Genomic DNA, 21595 nt, shown 5'->3' on the forward strand with positions numbered 1-21595 from the left:
CGGGGGGCATGGGTCTACGGGCTTTCCCTGGTGGTGCTGGCCTGGACGGATGGGAAGCGGCGGATCCCCCTGGCCTTCCTGCCCTACTTCGGGGAGGAGGAGAGAAAGCTGGACCTGGCCCTGGCCCTGTTGGCGTGGGCCGAGGAGGAGGGGTTTAAGCCGGAGGGGGTGCTTTTTGACGCCTGGTACGCGGCGAAGGAGGTCCTGATGTGGTTCCATGATCGCGGCTGGCCTTTCGTCGCGAGGCTCAGGTCTAACCGTGTGCTGGACGGTGTCCAGCTTATGAGGCATGGGGGTACCCGTTGGGTCAAGACGGGGAGGCTGAGGGGCCTGCAGCAGGAGCTGGGGTTGGTGGTGTACGGGCTGACAGGGCAGCGGGAGGGGTTGGGGTTGAGCTTCTACCAATGCCGAAGGAAGCTCATCTCCGGCAGGTTGAGGCTGGATTTGAGCCCTTTGCTATCGGCAAACGTAGGGGCCGCGTAAGTCCAGAGACAGGAAAACCACAGCCCTTTTCAAGTGCCCAGGTTGCATAGAATTGAGGGGCAATGGGTAAGTGCAAGTTTTGAACAGACCTTCCTGAGCGGCTTCCGGCCGGCCCTCGAGGCTTCCCTCGCCCGGGAACTGGCCAGGATCGCCCGGGAGGACCCCAGCGCCGCCGTGCGCCGGCGTGCCATTGAGGCGCTGAAGCTCGCGCAACCCGGCCCCTGGCGGGAGGGGGTGGAGGGGACGCTTCGGGAGGCCTTGGGGGACCCCGATCCGGAGGTGCGCCGGGCCGTGGCGGAGCACTTCGCCGCCGTCCCCGCCCGGGAGGTGGCCACCACGGCGGGAAGGTGGGGCTTCGCCAGCGTGCGCTGGCTGGTGGAGGAGCTCTGGGAGGAGCCCGAGACGCTCCGGCGCGTGGCAGGGTACTTCCGACAGCAGGAATTCCGCGGGCAGCTCGGGGCCCTTACCGGCAACCCGGGTAGCCCTTACCTGCCCACACCCTCGGTGGAAGACCTGCCCTGGGTCGCGGCCACCCTGGCCCGCATAGAGCCTGGTGCCCGCGACCCGCGCCTGGCGCCCTTGGTGGAGCTTTTGAACCTCTAGGAGCTGGGCAACAACCCCGCCCTAACCAGGGCGGCGTTCCAGAACCGCATTCCCGAGCTTCTGCTTCGCCACCTGGCCGATTCCGAGGAGTGCCGTGTCGTGGCCGCCGTGGGCAGCTTGTATAACCGCGGTTCCCGGTGTGGGTGAGGGGGGCTGGGGTGGCGCTATCCAGGGGGTGGGGGCCGGGGTCTTCCGGCTTGGGTCGTTTCGCCCCTACCGGGCGGAAAGGGTTTTGGGGTAAGCTCAGGAGCCATGGCGAAAGTCCCGTGCTTCCGGTCGGTCCCGGGTGAGGGGGTCGGAGGGGTTCTTGGTTCCGGCTTTTACCCCTCCCCGGCGCCTTTTGGGGAATACGAGGCCTGGGCGGCCGCGCTTCTCGCCCGCTATCGGGAGGGAGCATGAACGAGGAGCACCTGACGAGGCTTCGCGCCTGGATGGAAGGGAAGGGCTTTTCCCGCTTCTTCGTGGCCCGGCCCGAGAACTTCGCCTGGCTCACCGGCGGGGCCAACACTCTGGGAATGGGGGAGGGGGTGGCCTACCTGGAGGTGGGGGAGGGGGTTCGCCTCCACACAAGCCGGATAGAGCACCCCCGGATGGCGGAGGAAGAGGTCCCGGGGATCCCCGTGGAGGTCCACCCCTGGTACCGCTTCCCCCCGCCCCCAAGCCCGAGCGACCTGGAGCACGACCTCACCCCCTTGCGTCTGGTCCTTTCCCCCAAGGCCCAGGAGGCCTTCCTCCACCTGGGGCGGGAGGCGGCGAGGGCGGTGGGGGAGGTGGTGCGGGAAGCGGGGGCGGACTGGCGGGAATACCAGCTGGCGGGGGCCCTGGCCGAGGCCCTCTGGGGGGCAGGCCTCCGGCCCCTGCTCCTCTTGGTGGCAGGGGAGGAGCGGCTTTTCCGGCACCGCCACCCCCTGCCCAAGGACCGCCCGCTGGGGAGGGCCTTTATGGCGGTGGTCTGCGCCGAGCGGAAAGGCTTGGTGGCCAACCTGACCCGGATGGTCAGCCTGGGGGTTAAGGAGGTGGAGGACCGGTACCGGAAGGTGCTGGAGGTGGAGCGGGTGGCCCTGGAGGCCTCCCGGCCCGGGGCCACCCTGGGCGGGATCCTGGCGGCCATCCAGGAGGCCTACGCCCGGGTGGGCCACCCCGGGGCCTGGGAGGAGCACCACCAGGGGGGCGTGGGGGGATACCGGTCCCGGGAGGTTCTGGCCACCCCGGGGCACCCCTTGCCCTTGGAGGCGGGGATGGCCCTGGCCTGGAACCCGAGCCTGGCCGGGGCCAAGGTGGAGGACACTTTTCTTTTGACGGAAGCGGGTCTTTTGAACCTCACGGAGGACCCCGCCTGGCCCTCCTTGGAGGTGGGGGGAAGGAGAAGGCCGGACCTTTGGAGGGGAGGATGGTGAGGCTGGGCCTTGTGGGGGCGGGCTGGTGGGCCCGGGAGGTCCACGCCCCCGCCTTTCAGGGGGCCTCGGCCCGGATCCAGGAGGAGAAGGGGATCCGGGTGAGCGTGGTGGCCCCCGGGGGCGCGCACACCGAGTTCGCCTTTGGGACGGGAAGGACGCCGGAAGACCCCCGCCTTAAAGCCTTCCTCCGCCCCGAGGAGGTGGCCGAGGCGGTGGTCTTCGCCCTGGCCCAACCCCCCCACGCCCGGGTCTTCTTGGTGGGGATGCGCCCCATGGTGGAGCCCCTCTAGGGTCTTGGGGACCCCGGGCACGAGCGGGAAAAAAACGAAGCAAAGGTTGCCCGGAAGGGGGCTTTCCCTTAGACTTTCCCTTGCCCGTTAAGGGAGGTGAAGAAGGATGCGGCAAGGAATCCTTTGGCTTTTGGTCTTGGTGGCCTCGCTGGGGCTTGCCCAGCAGTCCAGGCCCGCCTCGGACCCCCAGGTGGTGGAGGCGGCGAGGAAGGAGGGGAAGCTCGTCATCTACTCCTCCACGGACCAGGCGAGCGCCCAGGCCCTTCTGAACGATTTCCGCAAGCTTTACCCCTTTATCCAGATTGAGTACAATGATCTGGGCACCCAGGCCATCTACGACCGCTTTGTGAGCGAGACTGCTGCCGGGGCCCAAAGCGCCGACCTCCTCTGGTCCAGCGCCATGGAGCTCCAGGTGAAGCTGGCCAGCGAGGGCTACGCCCTGCCCTACAACTCCCCCGAGGCCAAGAACTGGCCCGCCAACGCCCGCCTGGAGAACCTGGCCTACAGCACCACCCTGGAGCCCGCGGTGGTGGTCTACAACAAGCGCTTCCTCAAGCCCGAGGAGGTGCCCACCACCCGGGAAGGGCTTGTGCGGCTTCTCCAAGAGCCCAGGATGCGGGGACGGGTGGCCACCTGGGACCCCGAGCGGAGCGCCGTGGGCTTCACCATCCTCAAGGCCGACTATGACCGCTTCCCCGCCTTCCAGAACCTGGTACGGGCCTTCGGGCGGGCCCAGGCAGCCCTCTACTCCTCCACGGGGGCGGCCTTTGAGAAGGTGATCTCCGGGGAGCACTACCTGGCCTACGGCTTCTTCGGCTCCTACGCCCTCCTCCGGCAGCGCACGGTGAAGGACCTGGGGATCGTCTACCTCACCGACGGCACCGTGGCCATCCAGCGGGTGGCCTTCATCAACAAGCGGGCGGCCCACCCCAACGCCGCCAAGCTCTTCCTGGACTACCTCCTCTCCTTGAGGGGGCAGAACCTCATGGCCTACACCGCCCTGATCTTCGCCCGCAGGGAGACGTTGGTGGGGGAGGCCACGCCCCAGGCCCTCTACAAGGCGGTGGGCGGCAAGGATAAGGTCTACGCCATCCCCGTCTCCACGGAAATCCTCAAGAACCTGGACCCTGCGGAGAGGATGCGCTTCCTCACCTTCTGGCGCCAGGCCATCCGGGGGCAGTAAGGGATGGTGCGGTCCTCGGCCCCTTCCTCCTGGCCCCTCGCCCTCCTCGTGGGGGCAGTGGGGCTTCTCGTTCTGGTCCCCATCGGCCTCCTCCTCTACCAGAGCCTCCTCACCGCCCCCTTCTTTTCCCCGGCCAAGCGGTTTGCCCTCGAGGCCTACCGCTTCGTCCTCCACGACCCCTACTTCTTTGAGGCCTTGAGGAACTCCTTCCTGATCGGCCTCGGTATGGTCCTCATCGCCGTGCCCCTGGGGAGCCTCTTCGCCTTCCTGGTGACCAAGACCGACCTCCCTTTCGCCCGGCTCTTTGAGCTTTTGCTCCTCGCTCCCATCTTCATATCGGCCATCATCCTGGGCATCGGCTTCATCGTGGCCTTCGGGCCCTCGGGGGTGGTCTCCGGCTGGGTGGAGGCCCTCCTCGGCCGGGTTCCCTGGACGATTTACACGCTTCCCGCCATCGCCGTTATCGCCGGCCTCACCCACGTGCCTTACGTCTACCTCTACGTGGCCAGCACCATCCAGAACGTGGACGCCTCCCTGGAGGAAGCGGCCCGGGTGGCGGGGGCCAGGCCCTACCGGGTGGCCCTTTCCGTGACCCTTCCCCTGGTACGCCCCGCCTTGGTCTACAGCGCCATCCTCATGCTCCTTTTGGGCTTTGAGCTCTTCGGCCTGCCCTTGGTCCTGGGGGATGCCAAGGGGATCATGGTGATCACCACCTACCTCTACCGCCTCACCGCCATCACCGGCACCTCCGCCTACCACCTGATGGCGGCGGTGAGCGTCCTCATCGTGGCCATCGCCCTGACCCTGGTCCTCCTCCAGCGCTACCTGGTGGGGCGGATGGAAGGGCGGTACGTGGCCATCGGGGCCCGGGGCTACCGCACGGAGAGGCTTCCTTTGGGACGGCTCCGTTACTTCTGGGCCTTGGTGCTTGCCGTCTACCTCCTGGTGGCCGTGGTCTTCCCAGTCCTGGGGGTGGTCTTCCGCAGCCTGGTGACGAGCTGGGGGCCCGGGGTGGACCTCCGGGAGGCCTTCACCCTGGGGCACTACGTGGAGGTCTTTAAGCTGCCCAACCTGAGCCGGGCGGTGACCAACACCCTCTGGGTGGCGGCCTTCGGGGGGGTGTTGGCCCTGGCCTTTTACCTTCTCATCGCCTTGGGGATCCAGCGGGGGGCGGGGCTTGGGCGGGTCCTGGACTACTTGGCGGGGCTTCCCCGGGCGGTGCCGGGCCTCGTCATGGGGCTCGCCTTTCTCTGGGTCTTCCTCTTCTTTAAGCCCCTCGCCCCCTGGCGCAACACCCTCTTCGCCCTGATCCTGGCCTACACCGCGGTCTGGATGCCCTACGGGGTCCGCCTCCTCACGGCGGCCCTCCTCCAGGTGGGCCGGGAGGTGGAGGAGGCGGCCCGTATCGCCGGGGCCTCGCCGGTGCGGGCCTTCCTCCAGGGCACCTTGCCCCTTTTGCGGGGAGGGATCCTCACCGCCTGGTTCCTGCTCTTCATCCAGTTCGTGCGGGAGTACTCCACCGGGGTCTACCTCCTCACGGCGGGGACCGAGGTCCTGGGGGCCCAGATCGTGGCCCTCTGGGGGACGGGGGCGGTGGACGTGATCGCCGCCCTGGCCACCCTCCAGGTCCTCATCGTGAGCGGGGTCTTCCTCGTGGCCAACCGGCTTGGGGTGCGGCCCCAGGGACTTTAAGGAGGTAAGGATGTTGGGTTGGGTCTTTTCCACGCAGGATAGGAAGGAGGCAACCATGGACGGCACCCAAGGGGAGCGCCTGGTGGTGGAGGCCCTGGAGGTGCGCCTGGGGGAGAACCCGGTCCTCAAGGGGGTGGACCTCGCCGTGGTCCCGGGGGAGATCGTGGCCCTTCTCGGGCCTTCGGGCTCGGGGAAGACCACCCTCCTCCGGGCGGTGGCGGGGCTTTTGCGGCCCACGGGGGGGCGGATTCTTCTAGGCAAGGAGGTCTTCTTTGACGGGGCCAAGGGGGTGTTCCTCCCCCCGGAAAGGCGGAACCTGGGTCTGGTCTTCCAGTCCTACGCCCTCTGGCCCCACCGCACCGTCTACGAGAACGTGGCCTACGGCCTCAGGCTCCGCAGGGTGCCCGAGGGGGAGGTGCGGAAGCGTGTCCTGGAACTATTGGACCGGCTCGGCCTCACCGGGCTGGAGCGCCGCTATCCGGGAGCCCTTTCCGGAGGGCAGCAGCAGCGGGTCTCCCTGGCCCGGGCCCTGGCCTACGACCCCAGGCTTCTCCTCCTGGACGAGCCCCTTTCCAACCTGGACGCCAAGCTCCGGGACCAGGCCCGGGTCTGGCTTCGGGAGACGCTGAAGGCCACGGGGAAGGCCGCCCTCTTCGTCACCCACGACCAGGCGGAGGCCATGGCCATCGCCGACCGCATCGCCCTCCTGAACGAGGGGCGGATGGAGCAGGTGGGCACCCCGGAGGAGCTCTACCGCCACCCCAAGACCCTCTTCGTGGCCGACTTCCTGGGGAATCCCAACGTGGTGGAGGCTCTGGTGGTGGGCCTCGAGGGGAGCATGGCCCGCCTGGAGCTTGCGGGCTTTCCCTTGCGGGCCCGGGCCATGGGGGCCCTGACCCCGGGGCGGCTCGCCAAGCTGGTCCTCCGCCCGGAGGCCCTGCGGCCCGCGGGCCCCGGGGAGGTGAACGTCCTGGAGGGGGAGCTCGCCCATAGCCTCTACCTGGGGAGCCACTACGAGCACTGGGTGCGGGTGGGGGAGGCCCTGATCCGTTTCACCAGTCCCCTTCCCGTGGGGGAGGCCCGCCTCAGGCTTTCCCTGGAGCCCGAGGCCGCCTTGGCCTACCCCGCTTAAGTACCCCACCGCGGCTTTCGCCGCGGTGGGGGCCCCAAAAGGAGTTTCCTAAGCTCCCTTTCGGGCAACTCGTGTTGCGAAACCACCGTGCGGCCGCTTAGCCGCATAATCGGCCTTGTGGCACGGGCCATCCTCTTTCCCTTCCTGGCCCTGGCCCTGGGGCTATGGGCCGGGCTTACCCTGGAGGCCAACCGCCACCTTCTGGCCCTGGCCCTAGGGGAGGTTCGGGCCCTGGCGGAGGCGGCTTCCCGGCTTCCCGATCCCAAGGCCCTTTCGGGGGTGGGCGTGCGCCTTACCGCGAGCCCCCGGGTGGCCTCCCCTTTCCTGGGGGAGGCGGCGGCGGGGGTGGAGGTGGGGCCTTCGGGGCTTTGGGCCTGGGCGGCGCGCCCCTGGCCCGGGGGGGCGTTGGAGGTGGTGCGGGCCTACCCGCCCTTCCTGCCCTCGCCCCTTTGGCCCTTGCTTTTCGCCCTGGGGGCGGGGCTTTGGGCCTGGGCCCGGGTCCAGAGCGCCTTGCGCCGCGCCTTGGGGGTTTCCCTGGAGGAGGGAAGAGGGCGCCTCGAGGCCCTCGCGGCCGCCTTGGCCGCCTTGGAGGAGGGGGTGGTGGTCTTTCGGGGAGGGGAGGCGGTCCTTTGGAACCCCCGGGCCGAGGCCCTTTTGGGCCTGCCCCCAGGGGCTTTGCCCCCCCTCGCCCTGGAGAGGGTCTGGCCGGGGCTTGCGGCCCGCCTGGCCTCCGCGCCCCCCGAGGGCGACCACCACCTCCCCCTTCCCACGGGCCGCCCCGCCCGGGCCCGGGTCCATGAGGCGGGGGCTTACCGGGTGGTGGTCTTCCAGGAGCAGGCGGAGCTTTTGCGCCTGGCGGAGGAGCTCACCCAAAGCCGCCGCCACCTGGAGCTCTTAAGGGCCCAGGCCCACGAGTTCCAAAACCTCCTTCACGCCCTTGGGGGGCTTCTGGAGCTGGGCCGGGTGGAGGAGGCCTTGGGACTTATCCGGGGGGAGCTTGCCGCCGAGGAGGAGGTGGAGGCCCTCCTCCAAGGGGTGGAGGTGCCCTTGGTGGCGGCCTTGGTTCTGGGAAAGCTCCGCCGGGCCCGGGAGCGGGGCCTGGCCTTCCGCCTCGAGGGACGGCTTCCCGCCCGCTACGCCCCCTTGGGGGAGGAGCTGGCGAGCGCCATCGGCCACCTCCTGGAAAACGCCCTCGAGGCCGCCCAAAGCGAGGTGCGCCTTCGCTTCCTCCTCGGGGAAGGGCTTGGGGTGGAGGTTTGGGACGACGGTCCGGGCCTCCCCGAAGGGGAGCCCCTCTTCCTCCCGGGGGTGAGCGGCCGGGGTCCCGGGCGGGGCTACGGCCTGGCCCTGGTCCGGGCCCGGGTGGGGGCCTTGGGGGGCGAGGTGGGCTACCATAGGAGGGAAGGGTGGACGGTTTTCTGGCTTCGCCTCCCCGGGCGCTGATCGTGGAGGACGACCGGCAGGTGGCCGCCCTCCACCGGGCCTTCCTGGAGGAGGAGGGCTTCGGGGTCTTGGGGGTGGTGGGGCGCTTCCAGGAGGCCTGGGCGTCCCTTTCCGGCCCGCCCGAGGAGGGCCCGGACCTGGTTCTTCTGGACCTATACCTCCCCGACGGGCACGGCCTGGACCTCCTGCCCGCTTTGGAAGGGATCTACACCATCGTGATCACCGCCGCCAAGGACGTGCCCACGGTGGAGCGGGCCCTTCTCGGCGGGGCCATGGACTACCTGGTGAAGCCCTTCGGCCGGGCCCGGTTCCGGGAGGCCCTGGCCCGCTTCCGGGCCTTCTGGAACCTCAAGGCCAAAAGGGAGGTTTCCCAGGCCGACCTGGACCACCTCTTGGGGCGCCGCCCTGCCCCCAAGGGCCTGGACCCCCTGACCATGGACCGGATCCTCCGCCTCCTGGGGGAGGGAGGAAGCTTTACGGTAGAAGAGGTGGCAGAGGTCTTGGGGCTTTCCCGGGTCACCGCCTGGCGCTACCTGGAGGCCCTCCGCCGGGAGGGGCGGGTCCGGGCCGAACCCCTCTACAAGGGGGCGGGGCGCCCCTCCCGGGTCTACCGCCTGGCTTAGGGCCTCTTCTTAAACCCTCTCGGCCTCCTCCACCACCAGGCTTTCCCCCTCAAGCCGCCCTTGGAAGGCCCACACCTCTCCCTTTCCCCAGGAAGCCGCAAGCCCCGGGGACCGGAGGAGGCAAAGGGTAAAGACATCGGCCAGGGTCCCCTTGTGGGCGTTGGGGCGGATCTCCACCTCGAGGCGGTCCCCCTCCATACCCACCACGACCCCCACCACCCGGAACCGCCCTGGGGGAAGGGGCGGGGCCTGGGTGGTGTAGAGCTTGGCCAAGAGGGTTCCCACCGGGTCTAAGCGGCACCCCTCGGTCCTGGGGTAGAGGAGGGCGGGGACCTGGCCCCCTTGGGGGTTCCGGCGCAAGAAGGCCTGGAGGATCCCGGGAAGGGCCTTGTGGGCCTTGGGGGCGAGGCGGTTGCTGGGCACGGGGAAGGTCTGGTTCAGGGCCAGGACTGCGGGGAGGTGGCCGGGGCCTTTGGGGGGCAGGGCGGTGGCCTCCACCACCAGCACCGCTTGGAAGGGGGATTGGGCTTCCGCCATGGCTTTAAGTCTATCCGAAAGAGGGATGGTGTGGCCCCGGGCGGCCGGGTAGGAACCTCCGCCACGGATGAGGCCTCGCCCAGGAGCCTTTCGGGCTTTAGGCCTGAACCGAGCCCTCGAGGGCGGGGCGGGAACGCCCCCGGGGTGTGAAAAGGCCTTATCCAGGGTCTATGGCTTCACCGGGTGGCCGTACCGCCGGGTTCAAGGTACGGACTTTTCCCGTCTAACCCTTGCCCTCCAAGAGGTCCATCACCCCCGCCAGGGCTTCCGCCAGCGAGAGCACCCGAAGCCCCTTTACCCTTTTCCCCATGAGGTGCCCAAAGTGGCGCCGGTCTCCGGTTACCAGGGCCTCGGCTCCGGCGCTCCAGGCGGTTGCCAGGATGGGGGCATCCTTAAGGGGTAGGCCTTCCGCCAGCGCTTTCCGCACCAAGGCCATCGGGGCCTCGGGGACCGTCCGCACCCGTTCCCGTATCCACTGGAGGCGGTCCAGGGCCTCGGGCCGCTTGACCTCCAAATTGCGCCGGGCTTCCTCCAGGGCGTGGGGGGAGGTGAGGAGAAGGACCTTGGCCCTAGGCGCCAGCTCCAAAAGGGCCCGCGCCCTCCCCTCTTGCCAGCAAGCGGCGAAGAGGATGTTGGCATCCAGGAAGAGCCTAACGGGCGAGGGCGGCAAGGCGGGCGCGCTCCTCTTCGGTGAGGGCGTCCTCGGCCAGGAGCTCCTGGAGGCGCTCTTCCGTGTAAACCTCCAGGGGGTAGACCCCGGCGGGGCGCAGGAGAAGGCCCCCTTCGGGGGCGAGCTCCACCAGGAAGTAGGCCTCCCCCTCCACGCCCAAGGCCTTAAGGAGGCGCTTGGGGATGGAGAGTTGGCCCTTGCGGCTGAGTTTGGCCAGCTCCATGATTTCAGTATACCAAGAAACCGGGTTTCTTTGTTTCCTGCTTAAAGCAAGGCAGGGGGAAGCGGAAAGGCCCCTCGGGGGTTTACCCCGGCCTCCTTTCAGGGCGCCTGCGGTCCTCTAGAGGTCGGTCCATCCCCACGTGCGTGGGGACTACGGTCTGAACCGCATAACCGCTTGAACCGGAGACGGTCCATCCCCACATGCGTGGGGACTACGTGGGGAGTATGCCGCCATACGTGAGTGGGCGCGGTCCATCCCCACATGCGTGGGGACTACGGCCCGCGTCAGTAGCCCGGACGAAGTTGGGGTCCGGTCCATCCCCACATGCGTGGGGACTACCCACTAGCCCCGGGCAATCGCCCGGGGTTAACCGGTCCATCCCCACATGCGTGGGGACTACCCCCGCTCGGCGCAGACCTGCCGGATAACCCCAGGTCCATCCCCACATGCGTGGGGACTACGGGCCTGAACCTGACGCAATCTGACCCAGCGCGGTCCATCCCCACATGCGTGGGGACTACTTCCCCGGGCTAGCGAAGCGCTCGCGGGGGAACGGTCCATCCCCACATGCGTGGGGACTACATACGGAACGGGCCGAGCGTCTACGCAAGGCGCGGTCCATCCCCACATGCGTGGGGACTACCCCAGCGAAGGCGGCCTCGGGGTTCTATGTGGCGGTCCATCCCCACATGCGTGGGGACTACCTGCTCCCCAAGATTGATGCCAGGGCCCTTGGCGGTCCATCCCCACATGCGTGGGGACTACCTCTCGTGGAGGGCGGTGAGGACGGGAGCGGACGGTCCATCCCCACATGCGTGGGGACTACGGCCGTGCTTCCTCCGGGAGGCCGAGGCGCATATGGTCCATCCCCACATGCGTGGGGACTACTGGTAGGTTTCTACGGCGCTTCGGAAGGCATTCGGTCCATCCCCACATGCGTGGGGACTACCTCGAAGCAGGCTTTGCCTTAGCCTCAAGCGTCGGTCCATCCCCACATGCGTGGGGACTACGAATGCGCACCCTAGAGGGGGCCTGCCGGAACCGGTCCATCCCCACATGCGTGGGGACTACATGCCGCTGAGACGCAGGATTTCTTGCATGAGCGGTCCATCCCCACATGCGTGGGGACTACGCCTAGCCCTCCCCCCACATTGGGCGATTCTCCCGGTCCATCCCCACATGCGTGGGGACTACACATGACCAGGACGGCAAAAACCCCCGCTTACCCCCCTTTATGTGTCTTTAAAGGGAAAAGACCCAAAGAAACCGGGAGGTGCGTGGGGTTTGGGTTGTCAAGGTCCTCGCCGGGTGCTTCTCCCGGCCCGGCCCGGTGAGGGTGCGGAGGAGGGTGGGGCCTTAAGGTCATTTTAACCCGGGAGGAGGGGGAAGGCGGTGTATCCTTTCCCCATGGGGCCAAAGGAGAAGGCTTTCCGCCTTCTGGACCTGGTAGAGCGGCTTAAGCTCCGCCCCTACCGGGTGGGCGAGCAGGCCCGGCTCTACGGGGTAAGCGACCGCACCGTGGAGCGGGACCTCGAGGCCCTCTCCCGCCAGGGCTACCCCGTGGAGCGGGTGGGGCGGGGCCTTTACCGGATCCCCGACCGCCCCCCAAGCCTCCACCCCATAGAGGCCCTGGCCCTTTTCGCCGCAGGCCGCCTCCTTTACCACCAGGCCCCCACGAAGCAGTACCAAAGCGCCCTGGAAAAGCTCGCCCGCATGCTCCCCGAGCCCCTAAGGGGCCTCCTCCTCCGGAGCACTGAGGGGCTAAAGGCCCGCCAGGGGGATACCCGCACCCTGGAGATGGTGGCCCGGGCGCTTCTGGAAAGGCGGGTGCTGGCCTTTGAGTACCGCTCGGCGGGCTCCAAGAACTGGCGGCCCAAGGAGCTTCTGGTCTACTTTCTAGAGGCCAACCGCGCCAACCTGGGCCTCTACGCTGTGGGCTACGAGCGTTCCTACCACCGCGCCGTCCTCACCTTCAAGCTCTCCCGGATGCGAAACGCCCGCCTTCTGGAGGAAACCTACGAGCTGCCTCAGGACTTTGACCCCGGCCTTTACTTCCGCCAGGCCTGGGGGGTGGTGGGGGTGCTGGGGGAGGGGGTGGAGGTGCGGCTTCGCTTCACCCCGGAGGCCGCCTGGAGGGTGCTGGAAGGGGATTATCCCGGCCTCGAGGTGGAAGGGGAACTCCCCGACGGCAGCCTCCTCGCCCGGCTTAGGGCCGCCCCCTTCAAGGGCGGGGTGCCCTGGGAGGTCCTGGCCTGGATCCAAAGCTTCGGCCCTCGGGTGGAAGTGCTGGCCCCGGAGGCCCTCCGGGCCCTCTGGCTGGAGGAGGCTAGGCAGGTGGCGGCCAAGGCGACGGCCGTTGTCGGGAAGGGGGCGTAGGGTAAGCCCATGGAGCGGGAAGCCGCCCTAACCCTTTGGGCCAAGAGCAGCCCTTTCCGTTCCCTCCTTGCCCACATGCTGGACGCGGCGGCGGTGGCCTGGGCCCTTTTGGAGCGGGAGCCCCCCCGCACCCAAAGGCTTTACGCCGAGGACTGGGGGCTTTCCGAAGGGGAGGCCCTCCGCTTCGCCGCTTTCCTGGTGGGCCTCCACGACCTGGGCAAGGCCACCCCCGTCTTCCAGGCCCAGTGGCCCGAGGGGGCTAGGCGGGTGAAGATGGCGGGGCTCACGTGGGAGGAAGGGGACTTCCGGGACAAGGAGGACTGGGTGGCCCATGGGGTCTTCACCGAGCTTTTGACCTTTGAGGCCCTGAAGGCCTTGGGCCTTCCCCGGAGGGTGGCCCGGGGGCTGGCCCAGGGCCTCGGGGCCCACCACGGTTTTCCCGCAGGGGAGGAGGAAAAGCGAAAGGCGGACCGGAAGCTTGCCCTCGAGGACCCCCCCTGGAAAGAGGCCCGGGCCTTTTTGGTGGAAGCCCTGAGGAAGGCCTTGGGGGTAAAGGTGCCCCCTATTCAAGAGGCCAGGCCCGAGGCCCTCCTCCGCATCATGGCCCTCGCCTCCTTCGCCGACTGGATCGCCTCCGACCCGGGCTTTTACACCCGGGTGGACCTGGACCCCCTGGACCCCCGCTACCTGGATCGGGCCAGGGAGGAGGCCACAAGGGTCTTGGACGCCCTGCCCTGGAGGGTTCCTTCCCTGCCCCAAAAGGCCTTCCAGGAGGTTTTCCCCTTCCCGCCCAACCCCCTCCAGGCCGCCCTGCCCGAGCTCCTCGGCGGGGCCACCGAGTCCGTCCTCCTCCTGGTGGAGGCCCCCATGGGCCTGGGCAAGACGGAGGCCGCCCTTTACGCCTACCTCCTCCTGCAGCGGCTGGGCCACCGGGGGCTTTACGTGGCCCTTCCCACCCAGGCCACGGCCAACGGCCTCTTCGTCCGGGTGCGGGCCTTTTTGGAGGGCCTGGGGGTGGACGCTCCCTTGGACCTCCAGCTCCAGCACGGGGCCGCTCCCCTGAACCCCCAGTACCAGGAGCTCCGGGAAAGGGCGAGGCCTAAGGAGGTCTACGACGAGGAGGCGGGAGCTTGGGAGGCCGGGGTGGCGGCCTCCGGTTGGTTTTCCGCCAAAAAGCGGGCCATGCTCTCCCCCCACGGGGTGGGCACCTTGGACCAGGCCCTTCTGGGCGTCCTCAAGGTGAAGCACCACTTCGTGCGCCTCTGGGGCCTCATGAACCGGGTGGTGGTCCTGGACGAGGTCCACGCCTACGATACCTACACCTCGGGGCTTCTCAAGGCCCTTCTCCTTTGGCTTCGGGCCCTGGGCTCCAGCGTGGTTCTCATGACCGCCACCCTCCCTTCGGCGAAGCGGAAGGAGCTTCTGGGCGCCTGGGGGGTGGCGGAGGCGGCCCTTGCGGGGCTTCCCCCTTACCCCCGGGTGGCGGCCTTCGCCGGGGAGAGGCTTCTTGGGGGGCGCGCCCTGCCCGTGGGAGAGGGCAAGGCGATCCTTCTGGAAAGGGCACCTTTGGACCCCCCCTCCCTTTCCCAAGCCCTTCTTTCCGCCCTCCCCGGGTGCTTGGGGGCGGTGGCCAACACCGTGGACCGGGCCCAGGACCTCTACCGGAGCCTGGGCCAAGGGGAACCCCTGACCCTCGCCGGCCTTCTGGACCTCTTCCCCCAAGCCCCCAAGGAGGGCCCTTGGGGGGAGCTTTGCGCCCTGCGGGAGGAACGGGGGAAGGCGGTGGTGGGCAAGCGCCTTGGAGACGGCACCCTGGTCTTCCTCCTTCACGCCCGCTTTCCCGCCGAGGAGCGCGCCCTGAGGGAGGCCGTGGTCCTGGCCCTTTTCGGCAAGAGGGGGCCGAGGCCAGAGCGGGCCATCCTGGTGGCCACCCAGGTGGTGGAGCAGAGCCTGGACCTGGACTTTGACCTCCTCTACTCGGACCTCGCCCCCATAGACCTCCTCTTCCAACGGGTGGGGAGGCTTTGGCGCCACGGGGGGCGGGACCGCAAGGGGCATGGAAGGCCCCGGCTTTGGGTGGGAGGCCTCGAGGGGCCCGAGGCCTGGCGGGGGCTTCACTGGAACCGGGTTTACGAGGACTACGTCCTCCTTTCCACCTGGCTTTCCCTGAAGGACCGGGAAGCCCTTAAGGTGCCCGAGGACCTCGGGGGGCTCCTGGAAGAGGTCTATGGCCGGTCTCCCCAGGGCTTTCCCCCGGAGTGGGCCAGGCGGGCCGAGCAAAGCTATAAAAGCCTGCAAAACCTCCGTCAGAAGGAGGAGGAGATGGCGAAAAACCTGGCCCTCTCCCGGCTTGACCACCTCCTTCCCGCCCAAAGGGGCCAGGACCTTCCGGCCGCTTTCCGCCTCGAGGACGAGGCCGAGGACGAGAAAACCCAGCGCCTCCTCACCCGGCTTGGCCCGCCCCAGGTGGCGGTGGTGCCCCTTTACCGAAAAGGGGAAGGGTACTCCCTGGACCCTGAGGGCCTTCGGCCCGCCCGGCTTCGGGGGGAGCTTTCCCCGGAGGAGGTCCTTACCCTTTGGGGCCGGGCGGTGCGGCTTTCCCGGAAGCCCATTCCCGAGACCCTCTTGGCGGAGGACCCTCCCCCCGCCTGGCAGCGCCACGCCCTCCTCCGGGGCCTTCGTCCCTTGGAGGTGGGCCGCTTCTTCCCCCGGGAGCGGGGCGGGGTCTCGGTGGAGCTGCACCCGGAGCTTGGGGTGGTGTATTGTGAAGAGTAGTCCTTGACTGTTTCGGGGTTGGACCGTGGTTGGCTCTTGAGTGAGTGAGTCCCCACCTTCGTGGGGTTTTGTTTTGGCCCCGGGACTATTAGAGCAAACCACTTGACATAAAAGGTGGAAGGGGTTATCTTCCGGGTAGGAGGAGAGAAATGAGCCGTTGGATCTCGGAAAGGTTCGTTGATGCCGAGAGCGTAGAGGAAGCCCTAGCCCGCGTGGAGGAGGCCCTGTGAAAAACCGACACGGGATGACGGACTATCCGGTTAGCCTGGCTTAGGAGGGAGAACCTTGGCCAAGTTTAACCTGCTGGAAGGGCCTTGGATCCCCGTTTTGCGGGAAGGACAGGTGGTGGAGGTGAGCCTAGGGGAGGCCCTCTTGCGGGCGGAGGGCATCCAACGCCTGGAAACCCCTTCGCCCTTGGAAGAGGCCGCCCTGCACCGCCTCCTCCTCACCCTTTTGCACCGGGCCCTAGGGGGCCCTAAGGACCTGGACCAGGCCCTGGACTGGTTGGAGGAAGGCTTCCCCCTAGAACCGGTCCAGGCCTACTTGGACCGCTACCATTCCCGCTTTTACCTGTTCCACGAGAAGGCCCCCTTCTTCCAGATCCCCGACCTCCCGGAGAAGGACCCCCTTCCCTGGACCAAGCTCCTCCCCGAGCGGGCAAGCGGCAACAACCCCACCCTCTTTGACCACAGCACCGAGGACCGGGTGCCTCCCCTTTCTTACGCCGAGGCGGCCCGGGCCCTTTTGGTGCACCAGGCCTTCACCCCCGGGGGGCTTCTCAAGCGCCTCGGGGTCACCTCGGCCAAAGGAGCCCCCCTGGCCGGGGCCGCCTGCTTTTTGGCGGTGGGGAAAACCCTGCGTGAGACCCTCCTTTTAAACCTGGTGGCCTACGAGCCCCAAGGGGACGAGGCCCTTTGGGAGCGTCCCCCTTTGCGGACCCAGGACGTGGAGGGGGAAAGAACCGTCTGGCCCCTCACAGGGGTGGCCCGGGTCTACACCTGGCCGAGCCGGGGGGTGAGGCTTCTGGACGAGGGGCAGGGGGTCCGGTACATGGCCTACGGCCCGGGGGTGAGGCCCGAGGAGGTGGCCTTCCGCGATCCCATGGTGGCCTACCGCCAGGGGAAGAACCAGTTCTTGCCCCTGCGCCTCAGCGTGGAAAGGAGCTTCTGGCGGGACTTCGGGGCCCTCCTCCCGGGGGCGGGTGGGGTTTGGCCCGCCACCCTGGGGTGGGCCAGCGACTTGGAGCGGGAAGGGGGGCTTAGGGGCCAGCTCCGCGTTCTGGGCCAGGTGGCCGACCAGGCCAAGATCCTGGACGTCCGCCGGGAGGTCTACCCCCTGCCCCCGGGGCTTTTGGACCCCCGGGCCCAGGAGGACCTGGATTTCGCCCTGAAGCGGGCCGAGAAGGTGGGAGAAGCCCTTCGCGGTCTGGCCTACCGGTTGGCCCGGGAGGTCCTGGGGGAGAAGGACCCCAAGGAGCTGGAGGCCTTCACCCGCTCCCTCCCCCTGGAGCGCCTTTACTGGCACGGCCTGGACCGGGCTTTTCCCGGCTTTTTGGAACAGACCGGGCAGAAGGGTGCCCGGGAGGCCTGGAAAGAGGCGTTGGAGAAGGCCGTTCTGGAATCATGGCGGGCCACCCGGGTCTTCGTGGGCACCCAGGGCCGCCACCTCAAGGCCCTGGCCCGGGGAGAGGGCATTTTGGCGGGGATTCTGCAGGAGGTGCGGGCATGAGCGAGGACTTCATCGGCTGGCTGGAGAAACTGAAGGGGCAGAAGGCCTGGACCCGGGCCCGGGCGGTCTTACGCCGGAGCTTGGCCTTTGACCCGGGCACCTACCCCCCGGCCATGCCCTTCGTGGAGCCCTGGGTGCGGGAGGAGGGATGGCCCCGGGAAGCCCACTACCTGGTGGCCGCCCTTTACGCCCTCCTGGACGGGGCCCACGTGGAGGGGCGCACCCTGGCCCGCGCCCTCAGGGAGGCGCGGGAGGGGCGGGGCTCGGAAAGCCTGGAGAGGCGGTTCTTGGCCCTTCTGGACGCCGACCGGGACCAGCTTCCCCACCGCCTGCGCCAGGCGGCGGGGCTTTTGGAGGGCGGGGTGGACTTCGCCCAGCTCCTTAGGGACCTCCGCTCCTGGTTCCACCCCGACCGCTGGGTCCAGGCCAGGTGGGCGAGGGAGTTCTGCGGCGCGTAGGTTTCGGACGAGGAGAAAAAGGAGGTGGAGGCATGAAGCTTCTGGAGATCCATGTTCTGCAGACCGTGGCCCCCAGCAACCTCAACCGGGACGACACAGGAAGCCCCAAGGACGCCACCTTCGGCGGGTTCCGCCGGGCACGCATTTCCAGCCAGGCCCAGAAGCGGGCGGTGCGGGTGGCCTTCAAGGAGTGGCCCCTTCTAAAGCCAGAGGAGCGGGCCGTGCGCACCAAGCGGCTTGTGGAGGAGCTTCTGCGCAGGCTTGCGGATGTGGAGGAGGAGCTTGCCCGCCGGGCCATAGAGAACGCCCTGAACGCCTTGGGCTTTGGGGTGAAGGAGGGAAGGACGGAGTACCTGCTTTTCCTGGGAAACCGCGAGCTTGATGCCTTGGCCCAAGGCATCCGGGAGAACCTCGAGGCCCTCTCGGGGGAGGTGAAGGGGAAGAAGAAGGCGGAGGTGCCCCCCGAGCTCAAAAAGGCCCTGGAGCGGGTCCTGGACGGGGGCAAGGCCGTGGACCTGGCCCTCTTCGGCAGGATGCTGGCCGACCGGCCCGATCTCGGGGTGGACGCCGCGGCCCAAGTGGCCCACGCCCTTTCCACCCACAAGGTGGACCGGGAGTTTGACTTCTACACCGCCGTGGACGACCTGAACCCCGAGGAGGAGACCGGCGCGGGGATGATGGGGGACGTGGAGTTTTACTCCGCCACCCTCTACCGCTACGCCGTGGTCAACCTGGACCAGCTTGTGGCCAACCTGCAAGGGGATAAGGATCTGGCCCTTAAGGGGGCCTTGGCCTTCCTCGAGGCCTTCGCCCTCACCCTGCCCTCGGGGAAGCAGAACAGCTTCGCCGCCCACAACCCGCCCCTCTTCGTGGCCTTCCGGGCGGGGAAGGGGATGCCCCGGAACCTGGCCACCGCCTTTGAAAAGCCCGTGCGTCCCCGGGAGGACAAGGCCCTTTCGGCCCTCTCCGTGGAGCGCTTGGTCCAGGAGTGGGATCGCTTTGACAAGGTGTACGGGCCTCTTGAGCCTGAATGGAAGGGGGCTTTGGACCTAACGGAGGCGGAGCTGGGCAAACTTGGGCGCTTGGAGAGCCTGGCCGCCCTTAAGGGGGAGGCGGAGAAGGCCCTTAAGGCCCTCCTGGAGGTGTAGCGTGCCCACCCTGCTCCTAAGGCTCCAAGGCCCCATGCAGTCCTGGGGTACAAGGAGCCGCTTTGACCACCGGGACACCTGGCCCTACCCCACCAAAAGCGGGGTGGTGGGCCTTCTGGCCGCCGCCTCGGGCCGGGACCGGGAGGAGGACGTCTCCGACCTCGCCGCCCTCCGCATGGGGGTGCGGGTGGACCGGAAGGGGGTCCTAAGGGTGGATTACCAGACGGCCCAGGGCGTCCTCACCGCCGACCTGAAGGGCAGGGGCAACGTGCAAAGCTGGCGCTACTACCTGGCGGACGCCGCCTTTTTGGTGGGCCTCGAGGGGGAAACAGCTTTCCTTGAAGTACTGCACAAGGCCCTGAAAAACCCCCGCTTCCCCCTCTACCTGGGCCGAAAGAGCTACGTGCCGAGCCCCCCTCCTTACCTCCCCGACGGCCTGGTGGAGGCCCCCTTGGAGGAAGCCCTGGCGGGCTACCCCTACCTGGGGGAAAGCCCCGAGGAGGACCTTCTCCTGGTCCTGGAGGCCAAGGAAGGCCGCCTGGTCTACGACCAACCCCAAGGCCCTTTCGCCCGGCGCCTTTTCGCCGCCCGCTACGTGGAGGAAAAGGTCCTGCCCAAGGAGCGGGTGCCCAAGGGCCCGCCTTTTCGGGAGGTGGAGGATGTGGGTGAGCAAGCTGGTGCTTGACCCCCGCTCCAGGGCCGCCCGCCGCGACCTGGCCAACCCCTACGAGATGCACCGCACCCTCAGCCGGGCGGTCTCCGAGGCCCTAAAGGAAGGGCGGGAGCGGCTCCTTTGGCGCCTCGAGCCCACCCGGGCTCACGAGCGCCCCGTGGTCCTGGTCCAAACCCTTACCGAGCCCGACTGGGGCGTCTTGGAACCGGGGTACGCCGAGGTCTGGCCGCCCAAGGCCTTCGCCCCTGCCCTGCAGGCGGGCCAGTTCCTCCGTTTCCGCCTGCAAGCTAACCCCGCCAAACGGGCCCGGGACACGGGGAAGCGGGTGGCCCTCAAAACCCGGGAGGAGAAGCTTGCCTGGCTCAAGCGGCGCCTCGAGGAAGGGGGGTTTGGCCTCCTAGGGGCCGAGATCCTTCAGGACACCTTCTTCGAGGTCCCCAAGGCGGGGCAGCGCATCCAGGTTCAGGCGGTGCTCTTTGAGGGGCTTTTGCGGGTGGAAGACCCGGAGAAGGCCCTAAAGACCCTCAGGACGGGCCTCGGCCCTGGGAAGGCCTTGGGGCTTGGCCTCCTCTCCCTCGGGCGCCCCTAGGAGGTTTCCCGTGCCCCCGGTGCCGAGCCAAAGGAACCTCAAGGAGCTTCCCAAGTTCCGGGACGGCCTTTCCTACCTCTACGTGGAGCACGCCGTGGTGGAGCGGGAGGCCGGGGGCATCGGGATCTACGACCAGGAGGGCCTCACCCTGGCCCCGGTGGCGGGGCTTGGGGTCCTCTTCCTCGGGCCCGGCACCCGCATCACCCACGCCGCCATCCGCCTCCTGGCCGAGAACGGGTGCACCGTGGCCTGGGTGGGGGAGGGGATGGCCCGCTTCTACGCCCAGGGCCTGGGCGACACCCGGAGCGCCCTCCGCCTCTACCGCCAGGCCCGGGCCTGGGCCGATCCCGCCCTGCACCTCCAGGTGGTCCTTCGCCTTTACCGCATGCGCTTCTCCGAGCCCTTGCCCGAGGGCCTCACCCTGGAGCAGGTGCGGGGCCTCGAGGGGGTGCGGGTGCGGAACGCTTACGCCCGCTGGAGCCGGGAGACGGGGGTTCCCTGGCATGGCCGGAGCTACGACCGGGGCAACTGGCGGGCAGCGGACCCGGTGAACCGGGCCCTCTCCGCCGGGGCCAGCTACCTTTACGGCCTGGCCCACGCCGCCATCGTTTCCTTGGGCTTTAGCCCCGCCCTGGGCTTCATCCACACGGGGAAGCTGCTCTCTTTCGTCTACGACATCGCCGACCTCTACAAGGCCGACTACCTGGTGCCCGCCGCTTTCCGCACCGTGGCCGAGTCCGAAGAGGCCGTGGAGCGGAGGGTGCGCCGGGCCCTGCGGGAGGCCATCCAGGAGGGAAGGCTTTTGGAACGCATGGCGGAAGACCTTTTGGCCCTGTTTCAGGGCCTGGGCCTCCCCGAAGAGGAGGACCCGGTGGAAGAAGACCCCACCCGCCCTGGGGGCTTATGGGACCTCGAGGGCGAGGTGGAGGGCGGGGTGGCCTATGGTGGTGATGATCCTGGAGAAGGTGCCGAGGAGCCTGAGGGGTGACCTCACCCGCTTCCTGGTGGAGGTGGACACCGGGGTCTTCGTGGGCCGGGTCAGCGCCACGGTGCGGGAACTCCTTTGGGAGCGGGCCGTGGAGAAGGCCGGGGGCGGAAGGGTGGCCCTCGCCTACCGGACGAACAACGAGCAGGGCTTCGCCTTGCGGCTTCACGGCTACTCGGACCGCTTCCTGCGGGACTTTGATGGTATATTGCTGGTGAGCGTTCGGAACGCCGAGGCGGTGCGGAAAGCGGAGAAGCTGGCCAAACAAGTCGCGCGGTTAAAGAAACACTTTGCCGAGGGTTCCGAAGGGGATCTTGAAAGCCAAAACCCGTAATCACTCCCGAAAAGACACATAAAGGGGGGTTAGGGGTCGTTTTTGCCGTCCTGGTCATGTGTAGTCCCCACGCACGTGGGGATGGACCGGTTCACTTCGCCCGGGCGGTTCGCCCTGGCGTTCGTAGTCCCCACGCACGTGGGGATGGACCGGCCAGGTGGCGGATCTCCTCCACCGGGTGAGGGGTAGTCCCCACGCACGTGGGGATGGACCGTGGGAGCCGCACCTGCGGGGTCTAAAAGCCGAGTAGTCC

20 protein-coding genes, 1 pseudogene and 2 CRISPR repeat arrays (1 of these 23 cut by a window edge) are annotated in these 21595 nt (G+C 68.3%); of the genes and pseudogenes, 18 read left to right on the top strand and 3 right to left on the bottom strand.

Features of this window, described 5'->3' with window-relative positions:
• The 9 genes and pseudogenes from IEX93_RS07645 to IEX93_RS07685 all read left to right on the top strand — a co-directional run.
• Positions 1-483: pseudogene (locus tag IEX93_RS07645) on the top strand (IS701 family transposase); the annotation flags it as partial.
• Positions 484-525: 42 nt separating this feature from the next.
• Entirely contained in the window at positions 526-1086 is a 561-nt protein-coding gene (locus tag IEX93_RS07650) for a HEAT repeat domain-containing protein (RefSeq protein ID WP_229906128.1), read from the top strand.
• Positions 1087-1481: 395 nt separating this feature from the next.
• The gene (locus IEX93_RS07655; RefSeq protein ID WP_188847623.1) at positions 1482-2483 is read left to right on the top strand and encodes a M24 family metallopeptidase; all 1002 of its coding nucleotides are present in this window, start codon (positions 1482-1484) and stop codon (positions 2481-2483) included.
• The gene (locus IEX93_RS07660; RefSeq protein ID WP_188847624.1) at positions 2477-2773 is read left to right on the top strand and encodes an SDR family oxidoreductase; all 297 of its coding nucleotides are present in this window, start codon (positions 2477-2479) and stop codon (positions 2771-2773) included. Before IEX93_RS07655 ends, IEX93_RS07660 begins: the two co-directional genes overlap by 7 nt.
• A gap of 106 nt (positions 2774-2879) precedes the next feature.
• Positions 2880-3956 (top strand): ABC transporter substrate-binding protein, encoded by a 1077-nt coding sequence (locus tag IEX93_RS07665; RefSeq protein ID WP_188847625.1) that lies wholly within the window; start codon positions 2880-2882, stop codon positions 3954-3956.
• 3 nt (positions 3957-3959) lie between these two features.
• Entirely contained in the window at positions 3960-5648 is a 1689-nt protein-coding gene (locus IEX93_RS07670) for an ABC transporter permease (RefSeq protein WP_188847626.1), read from the top strand.
• Positions 5649-5703: 55 nt separating this feature from the next.
• A complete protein-coding gene (locus tag IEX93_RS07675; protein ID WP_188847627.1) occupies positions 5704-6780 on the top strand; it encodes an ABC transporter ATP-binding protein in 1077 nt (358 codons plus the stop codon).
• A gap of 117 nt (positions 6781-6897) precedes the next feature.
• Complete coding sequence (locus IEX93_RS11765; RefSeq protein WP_268239059.1) at positions 6898-8223, top strand: sensor histidine kinase; 1326 nt, start codon at positions 6898-6900, stop codon at positions 8221-8223.
• The gene (locus IEX93_RS07685; protein WP_188847628.1) at positions 8187-8846 is read left to right on the top strand and encodes a response regulator; all 660 of its coding nucleotides are present in this window, start codon (positions 8187-8189) and stop codon (positions 8844-8846) included. Before IEX93_RS11765 ends, IEX93_RS07685 begins: the two co-directional genes overlap by 37 nt.
• A 9-nt stretch (positions 8847-8855) precedes the next feature.
• Here the strand turns inward: IEX93_RS07685 and IEX93_RS07690 are convergent, their stop codons facing one another.
• From IEX93_RS07690 to IEX93_RS07700, 3 genes are all read right to left on the bottom strand, one after another.
• Positions 8856-9383 carry a hypothetical protein gene (locus IEX93_RS07690; RefSeq protein ID WP_188847629.1) on the bottom strand — a complete coding sequence of 176 codons (528 nt, stop codon included), beginning with the start codon at positions 9381-9383 and terminating at the stop codon, positions 8856-8858.
• A gap of 223 nt (positions 9384-9606) precedes the next feature.
• Positions 9607-10053 (bottom strand): PIN domain-containing protein, encoded by a 447-nt coding sequence (locus tag IEX93_RS07695; protein WP_188847630.1) that lies wholly within the window; start codon positions 10051-10053, stop codon positions 9607-9609.
• Positions 10034-10276 (bottom strand): AbrB/MazE/SpoVT family DNA-binding domain-containing protein, encoded by a 243-nt coding sequence (locus IEX93_RS07700; protein ID WP_188847631.1) that lies wholly within the window; start codon positions 10274-10276, stop codon positions 10034-10036. Before IEX93_RS07700 ends, IEX93_RS07695 begins: the two co-directional genes overlap by 20 nt.
• Before the next feature lie 125 nt (positions 10277-10401).
• A CRISPR array of direct repeats spans positions 10402-11470; the repeat unit is 29 nt; unit sequence CGGTCCATCCCCACATGCGTGGGGACTAC.
• Positions 11471-11683: 213 nt separating this feature from the next.
• On the opposite strand from IEX93_RS07700, the gene IEX93_RS07705 reads away from it, so the two are divergent.
• From IEX93_RS07705 to cas2e, 9 genes are all read left to right on the top strand, one after another.
• Positions 11684-12652, top strand: a complete 969-nt coding sequence (locus IEX93_RS07705) for a helix-turn-helix transcriptional regulator (RefSeq protein ID WP_188847632.1) — start codon at positions 11684-11686, stop codon at positions 12650-12652.
• Positions 12653-12661: 9 nt separating this feature from the next.
• Positions 12662-15427 (top strand): CRISPR-associated endonuclease Cas3'', encoded by a 2766-nt coding sequence (locus IEX93_RS07710; protein WP_188847633.1) that lies wholly within the window; start codon positions 12662-12664, stop codon positions 15425-15427.
• A 285-nt stretch (positions 15428-15712) separates the two neighbouring features.
• On the top strand, positions 15713-17155 hold the full coding sequence (gene casA, locus IEX93_RS07715; protein WP_188847634.1) for a type I-E CRISPR-associated protein Cse1/CasA: 1443 nt from the start codon (positions 15713-15715) through the stop codon (positions 17153-17155).
• The gene (casB, locus tag IEX93_RS07720; protein WP_188847635.1) at positions 17152-17613 is read left to right on the top strand and encodes a type I-E CRISPR-associated protein Cse2/CasB; all 462 of its coding nucleotides are present in this window, start codon (positions 17152-17154) and stop codon (positions 17611-17613) included. Before casA ends, casB begins: the two co-directional genes overlap by 4 nt.
• Before the next feature lie 32 nt (positions 17614-17645).
• Positions 17646-18761 (top strand): type I-E CRISPR-associated protein Cas7/Cse4/CasC, encoded by a 1116-nt coding sequence (cas7e, locus tag IEX93_RS07725; RefSeq protein WP_188847636.1) that lies wholly within the window; start codon positions 17646-17648, stop codon positions 18759-18761.
• Position 18762: 1 nt separating this feature from the next.
• Positions 18763-19446, top strand: a complete 684-nt coding sequence (cas5e, locus tag IEX93_RS07730) for a type I-E CRISPR-associated protein Cas5/CasD (RefSeq protein WP_188847637.1) — start codon at positions 18763-18765, stop codon at positions 19444-19446.
• Positions 19421-20023, top strand: a complete 603-nt coding sequence (gene cas6e, locus IEX93_RS07735) for a type I-E CRISPR-associated protein Cas6/Cse3/CasE (RefSeq protein WP_188847638.1) — start codon at positions 19421-19423, stop codon at positions 20021-20023. Before cas5e ends, cas6e begins: the two co-directional genes overlap by 26 nt.
• A 10-nt stretch (positions 20024-20033) precedes the next feature.
• Positions 20034-21011 carry a type I-E CRISPR-associated endonuclease Cas1e gene (gene cas1e / locus IEX93_RS07740; protein WP_188847639.1) on the top strand — a complete coding sequence of 326 codons (978 nt, stop codon included), beginning with the start codon at positions 20034-20036 and terminating at the stop codon, positions 21009-21011.
• A complete protein-coding gene (cas2e, locus tag IEX93_RS07745) occupies positions 20965-21342 on the top strand; it encodes a type I-E CRISPR-associated endoribonuclease Cas2e (protein ID WP_188847640.1) in 378 nt (125 codons plus the stop codon). The genes cas1e and cas2e overlap by 47 nt, the downstream gene beginning before the upstream one ends.
• Before the next feature lie 60 nt (positions 21343-21402).
• A CRISPR array of direct repeats spans positions 21403-21595; the repeat unit is 29 nt; unit sequence GTAGTCCCCACGCACGTGGGGATGGACCG (it continues 760 nt past the right edge of the window).

Origin of the sequence: Thermus composti (genome assembly GCF_014647535.1) — a bacterium.
Taxonomy (GTDB): domain Bacteria; phylum Deinococcota; class Deinococci; order Deinococcales; family Thermaceae; genus Thermus; species Thermus composti.